This window comes from Roseateles sp. P5_E11, from assembly GCF_054049355.1.
In genome coordinates, this window is sequence record NZ_JBFUMO010000331.1 from 1 (window position 1) to 6,506 (window position 6,506).

A 6,506-nucleotide genomic window follows, 5' to 3' on the forward strand; every position below is an offset into this window, starting at 1 on the left:
GGCGGGCACTCGCGGGCATCAAGCCTGGCGTCGATACCCTTGCGCTTGTTCGAAAGTGGGTGCTATCGCTGTGGGACGGTCCTGCCGCCGACGTACGGCAGCGTCTTGAGGGTACTTTCGCGGCAGTACCTGCCGAGGAAGTCATCCGTCTGGTCCGTGGTTCCGCGTCTGAAGAGATACCCAGAGAGGCTTGGCGCCGAGCGCGAAACGCGCTTCATGCGGCGATGGGTGAGGACGAAGACCTGGATGCGGCCATCGAGTTCGTCGTTTCAATGGCTTGGGATCTCAGCAAGTCACCGCGCTCAACCACGGACATCTGGAACGCCTGGGAAGCGAGTGTCCTCCAGCCGGCGAATCGCAAGGCCGGCTGGCCCCAGCAAGTGCAGGACGAGGTCATCAACGCTGTTCGTGACGCTCACACCGTCGTGTACACGCGCTTGGGTGCTCCCCCGACAGACCCTGAAGAGGCGCAAGAGTTCCATACCGAAGCTCAGAAGCAGGTCGACGCAGAACTGCAGCGCCAGGGCTATCTTCAGCGCTATGTCGAGTTCAAGGCTTACGCCGGTAGCGTGATGGTCCCGGCAATGAATGCTTGGCGAAGTAATGCCGAGCAGTCGATCTACGACGCTTGCGGGGCGGCAAGCATGCCCGCCTAGTGCCGCTCACGCAGCGATAGAGGGGCCACGCCGCCATTCGCAGAGGAACCGGCAACTTTGCTCTCCGCGGTGCACCTTGCCTGGCGGAGACCAGCGAAGCCCTGCGCCCCAACAGAATTGCACCATGCTGGTGCATATCGACGCCGCATACGGGATTTGTCGATGGCGTTCGTCATGTTCGGATGTGAAATCTTCGAATGTGCCCGACCAAGAACGCCAGCAGGCCCTGCGCTGCCGGCCTCTTGCCGCCGACGTGATCAAGGAGTGGTTCAGCGCTGAGGTGCTGCCACTGGAGCCTTCGCTGATGCGTTTGCTCCGTCGTCATTGGCGGCATCCCGAGGACCTGCCTGACATGCGGCAGGAGATCTACGTGCGCGTCTTCGAATCGGCAACCAAGAATGGCCTGCCGCTGTCAACTCCGGCTTTTGTTTTCCAGTGCGCTCGAAACCTCCTTGTTGACCGCGCGCGTCGGGCCCAGGTGGTGTCGTTCGACGTCGTGGCTGACCTAGAGGAACTCGAAGAGCAGCCGCAGGCCGACTTCACGCCTGAGCAGCTGACCGATGCAAAGCAGGAGCTCGAACTGCTTGAGGCGGCGCTCGACGATCTTTCGCCTCGATGTCGAGAGGTGCTTATCCTGCGCAAGATCGACGGGCTGACGCACAAAGAGATCTCGGCCCGGCTTGGTATCGCAGAGGGGACTATCGAGAAACAGATCACGTTGGGGGTCCGTGCGCTGGCCCAGACGCTTTGCGCGCAAGGCGTTGCTGCGGCGGCAGATTGGATGCGGCGCATGAGCCGCGGGGAGCGTGACCAATGAAGGAGTCACCCATGGCACCGAACCTGGTGAATCACGAGGCTGTTGAAGCAACTGCAGCGGCTTGGCTGGCGCGCAAGGACAACCTCGACAACTGGACAGAGCGCGATGAGCAGGCCCTTGACGCATGGCTCGGCGAGCACACGGCGCACCAGGTCGCCTGGCTGAGACTGCAGCACGCGTGGGTACGTGCAGATCGGTTGGCACCTTTGCGGGCTGCTGCGGCATTGCCTACCGCCGTAGAAGCTGCCGTTCCTGCACGCCGCCACTGGTTTTCGCGACCATCCTTTCGATATGCGTCGCTGATGGCCGGTCTCGCTGGGGCCGTGCTGATTGGCGGACATCTTGCATGGCAGCCGTCGCCTGCCGGCGACGGAGAGGATCGGTATGTCACGGCGGTTGGTGCACGGCAGACGCTGACGCTCAATGATGGTTCACGAGTCACGCTGAACACGCGGACCAAGGCCCGCGCGTTGGTCAGCCATGACGGGCGGCGGTTCTGGGTTGACGAGGGTGAGGCCTTCTTCGAAATCCAGCACGACCCGGATCACCCCTTCGTGGTCACTGCAGGCAAAGACCGGATCACCGTGCTGGGCACGAAGTTCAGTGTCAGGCATGAAGGCGGGCGCACCCAGGTGACCGTCCTTGAAGGCCGAGTCAAGCTTGAACAAGCGCCTCAACCCGCGGAGCGCGCGCCTTCCGCGGCGGTCTCCACGCTCCTCGTGAAGAACGACAGCGCCGTGGCGCAAGCGGGCAGCGTGCTGGTGGCGACAAAAACCTCGGCGAAGACGCAGTCGGACCTGAGCTGGCGCGAGGGCCGTCTTGAGTTTGACAACACGTCCCTCGCCGACATCGCCACCGAGTTCAACCGCTACAACAAGCGGCAACTGGTGGTGCTCGGTGATGCATCGAGCATCAGGTTGAGCGGGCGATTCGAGACCTACAACATCGATGGCCTCGTGCGGCTCATCCATTCGGGCTTCGGTGTCACGGTGCGCGAAGAAGGAGATCGGATCGAGTTGTCATCAAGTTGACTCAGTGTTTACCCCCGCCGCATACGGGGCTACTTCGGCGCACTCGTCTTCCTCTATAGCGGCACGGTGTCGCTCACAAAAATTGGAAGACGCACTGATGAAAACATCTCGGCATCGAACCTCTCGGATGGGAAAGATCGCGCTCGGGGCAGCGGCCATGTTGCTGTCGTTTGCGCTGCACGCGCAAGAGCGCAGCTTCGACATTCCGGCGGGTGAGCTTAAAGCCGCGCTCGATTCCTACATCACCGCCACGGGGCACCAGGTCCTCTACAAGGACGCCGACCTGAAGGGTCGCGTGACCAAAGGTGTTCGCGGCAATATGACGCCCGAACAGGCCTTGGCTCGACTCCTCGAGGGAGCCAACCTCAAGATCCGCAAGGACAGCAGCGGGGCGGTGTTGATCACCGCAGATGACACCAAAAGCAGCGCCGAAACGCTCGAGTCCGTCTACGTCTTCGGCAACGCGCTCGCGCACATAGGCGACTCCGCCCGGACAGGGACTCGCACGGATGTTGATCCGATGGCGCTGCCGATGTCCGTCTCGACGGTCGACAAGGAACTCCTGCAGCAGCAGCAGGCGATTTCACTGCGCGATGCGGTGTCCAACGTGGCCGGCGCGAGTCAACTGAATTCGTTTGGCGTGTTCACGATGCGCGGCTTCTCCGCCGGCATCATGAGGAACGGCAATCTGCAGACTGGTGGCGAAGGCCTGGACGCTCCGCAGATCTCCCTCTCCAAGGTGGAGGTGGTCAAAGGGCCGGAAGCGATCATTGCCGGCATCAACGCCGGCTATGGCGGCACCATCAACGTGATCAGCAAGACCCCGGAAGCCAAGGCGATCACGGAAGTCTCCGGCATGATGGGCAGCCGCGGCTTCTACGAGGCTGGCTTGGACGTCAATCGAGTGGTGACCGATGACAAAAGCCTCCTCGTTCGATTCGTCGCGGCCAAGCAAGGGGCGGGCACGACGCTCAACGACTACGACGGAAGCAACCGTCGGTATGCCGCGCCGTCCGTGACGTGGCGCAACAAGCCGTCCGGAACCGAGCTGACCGCGAGCTACGAGTACTCGAAAGCTCGAACCGCACCAGACCTGACCGTGTTCACGAGCCAGACCAGCCTCGGCGAGGACCTGAAGCTTTACCGGCTCGCGGCGGCGGATGCCGGCAAAGTGAAGAAGAATACGGTCGCCACGTTCTCGGCCAGCCAGCGTATCAACGACGACTGGAGTGTTGCGGCAAAGTATTCCGAGGACCGCTCCGACAGCAAGAACCTGTCGCCACTCAGCGGCATGTTCCCGGACCTCGGCTACGCCTTCCCCCAGGTCCTGACGTTTGGCGCCTTGCTGACGTCAAAGTACACGACGAAGACTTCCAAGGTCGAGCTCAAGGGCCACCTCGAGACCGGACCTGTCGAGCATGAACTGCTCTTCGCCTATGACCAGACCAGTGCGGCCGTGGTCTCGGGGTCCCAGTTCAGCACGCTGACGTCGACCAACGTCGAGACGGGAGCTTTCACCGACTTGACCCCCACGCTCGGACCGATGTTCGGCATCCCCGGTCCGTACACGCCGTTCGAGTTCAAGACCGGCGAAAAAGGCGCGCTGGTCATGGACCACATGACCTACGGCAATTGGATCGCACTTGTCGGATGGCGAGAGGTTCGTTTCGATCCCAATCGGATGGACACCTCTGAGAATCACCGGCTTCTGAAAGTTTCCCTGCCGTCGCTGGGTGTCGTGTACCGTGCCACCGAGCGTGTCTCGCTTTACGCCAACGCTTCCAAGGGCTTCTCGCCCAACGTCGGCATTCAGAACTTCAACGGGGAAGCCATTCCACCGGAGTATGCGCAGCAGTACGAGGCTGGCATCAAAGTTCAGTTTCCGCAGCAGAAGATGTCGGCATCGCTCGCCGCCTTTTCTATCAAGCAAAAGAATGTGGCGGTTCTAGACCCGGCCCACATGACTGACATCTGCGGTGTCGCGGCCTGCTATATCTCCGTGGCCGGGATCAAGTCGAGGGGTTTCGAAGTCGAGACCTCCGGCGAGGTCTACAAGGGTCTGGGCATCCGCGCGAACTACAGCTTCACGACCCGCTCGAACGACGAGCAGGACATCGCCGGGAGTCCGTACGCCCGCCACCAGGCCAACCTGTGGGCCATCTACAAGTTCGGCAGCGAATTCGTCGAGCAGGGCTGGTGGGTGGGCGCCGGCGTCCAAAAGCGCAGCGCACGGTTGGGCAGCCAGGACCCCACCGTAGTGGCCAACCCGGGCAACACACGTTTCGACGTCAACGTCGGCTACCAAGCCAAAGCCTGGTCCGTCGTCGCCGGCGGCAAGAACGTGACCAACAGACGCATCTATGAGCTGGGCTCTGGCATCGGTGCCCAAGGCGTGGTGCAGCAGCCGCGCGCCTTCTACGTCACCGCTCGCTACTCCTTCAACTAGCTCGCGCATCCAAGGCTCGTGGCGAATCGTCGCTGCGAGCCTTTACCGCTCCTGATCACGCGCCTTGAGCGCAGCGGAAAGAAGTACAAACATGAGCCTCAAAGAGAACCTACCTCCGCGCGAGGTCAAAGGTCTGTTCACTCCGTACTGGGCCTCGCCTGAGCGAAAACGCGGCTTCATCGTGCTGGCCATCCTGGTGGCAGTCACCCTCTCGAGCGGTGGCATGGTGGCCTGGTACTCCGGCTTCCAGAAGGAGTTCTATGACGCGCTAGAGAAGCGCGATTCGGCGGTCTTCTGGAAGCTCTCGGCCACCATGCTGACGGTCGCGGTCGTCATGTCATTCGTCGGGGCATTCGAGGTGTGGCTGCGCCAGTGGCTGCAGATCCATTGGCGCAAGGCGCTGACGCACCATCTCGTTCAGCGCTGGCTGTCCGACAACGCCTTCTACCGGCTGGAACGACGCCAGTCTGCCGACAACGCGGACCAGCGTATCTCCGACGACGCCAAACTGTTCGTCGAGAACTCGCTTGAGCTGGTGATGTCCTTCGTGGGCACGCTGACCGTGATGCTGGTGATGGCCGTCGTCCTTTGGACAGCCACCACGCCGCTCGTCATCGGCCCCATCACCATTCACGGCTACCTGCTCTGGGTGGYGGTTACGTTCGGCATCGTCAATGTGGCCAGCGTCCACTGGGCCGGACACCGTCTGGCAGGCTTGTCAATGGAACAGCAGCGGAGGGAGGCGGACTTTCGCTTCACGATGGCTCAGCAACGCGAGGCCGCAGAGCAGATCGCGCTRTACCGCGGCAGCGAAACCGAGAAGCATAGGCTGGGCGGCCTGTTCGACCTGGTCGTCTTCAACTGGTCCTTGTTGATGACCAACTACAAGCGCATGAACACGGTGCAGAAGCTCATGAACACCGTCATGGCGCTGATTCCCATCTACGCAATCGCTCCAAAGATCTTTGCGGGCGACGCCACGCTCGGCACGATGATGCAGTCGCAGGCGGCCTTCCTCACGGTGGCGGCTGGTGTGTCCTGGTTCTCCAGCAGCTACGAGAAGCTGGTCATCTGGTCCTCTGTGACCCGACGCCTGATCGGCCTCAACCGAAGCATCGACGCAAGCGAAGTCCAGGAGATTCACCTTGACCGTTTTGGCGACACGGGCGTCAGCGTTCACAACCTGAATCTGCGACTGCCCAACGGCCAGCCACTTGCGCAGATTGGTGACTGGGAGCTCGGCCGCGGCCAGCGCTGGATCGTGCGTGGGCCCTCGGGCGTGGGCAAGAGCACGCTGCTGCGGGCAGTGGCGGGAATCTGGCCTCACGGCGGCGGGACCATCACGCTCCCGGTGCATTGCCGAATGCTCTTCTTGCCGCAGAAGAGCTACATCCCTACCGGGACGCTGAAGGAGGCCTTGTGCTATCCGGCGTTGGCGGCCGACTACGACGATGACGCTTGTCGGACGGCCCTGCGCGAGAGCCGCTTGCCTCAGCTTGAAGATCAACTGCACGAGGTTTCCAGGTGGCAGCACCGGCTGTCCGGCGGCGAGCAGC

Annotated in this window: 5 protein-coding genes; all 5 read left to right on the top strand. The window is 62.1% G+C overall.

Annotation, left to right across the window (positions count from 1 at the left end):
• A partial coding sequence (locus ACXJKR_RS20875) for a hypothetical protein (protein ID WP_457324445.1) occupies positions 1-656 on the top strand: 656 nt, incomplete at its 5' end.
• A gap of 124 nt (positions 657-780) precedes the next feature.
• On the top strand, positions 781-1,473 hold the full coding sequence (locus ACXJKR_RS20880) for an RNA polymerase sigma factor (protein ID WP_457324446.1): 693 nt from the start codon (positions 781-783) through the stop codon (positions 1,471-1,473).
• Positions 1,474-1,484: 11 nt separating this feature from the next.
• Positions 1,485-2,504, top strand: a complete 1,020-nt coding sequence (locus ACXJKR_RS20885; RefSeq protein ID WP_457324447.1) for a FecR family protein — start codon at positions 1,485-1,487, stop codon at positions 2,502-2,504.
• Between the two features lie 127 nt (positions 2,505-2,631).
• The gene (locus ACXJKR_RS20890; protein WP_457324448.1) at positions 2,632-4,950 is read left to right on the top strand and encodes a TonB-dependent siderophore receptor; all 2,319 of its coding nucleotides are present in this window, start codon (positions 2,632-2,634) and stop codon (positions 4,948-4,950) included.
• A 181-nt stretch (positions 4,951-5,131) separates the two neighbouring features.
• Positions 5,132-6,506 (top strand): ABC transporter ATP-binding protein/permease (locus ACXJKR_RS20895; protein WP_457324449.1); only part of this gene is annotated, 1,375 nt, incomplete at its 3' end.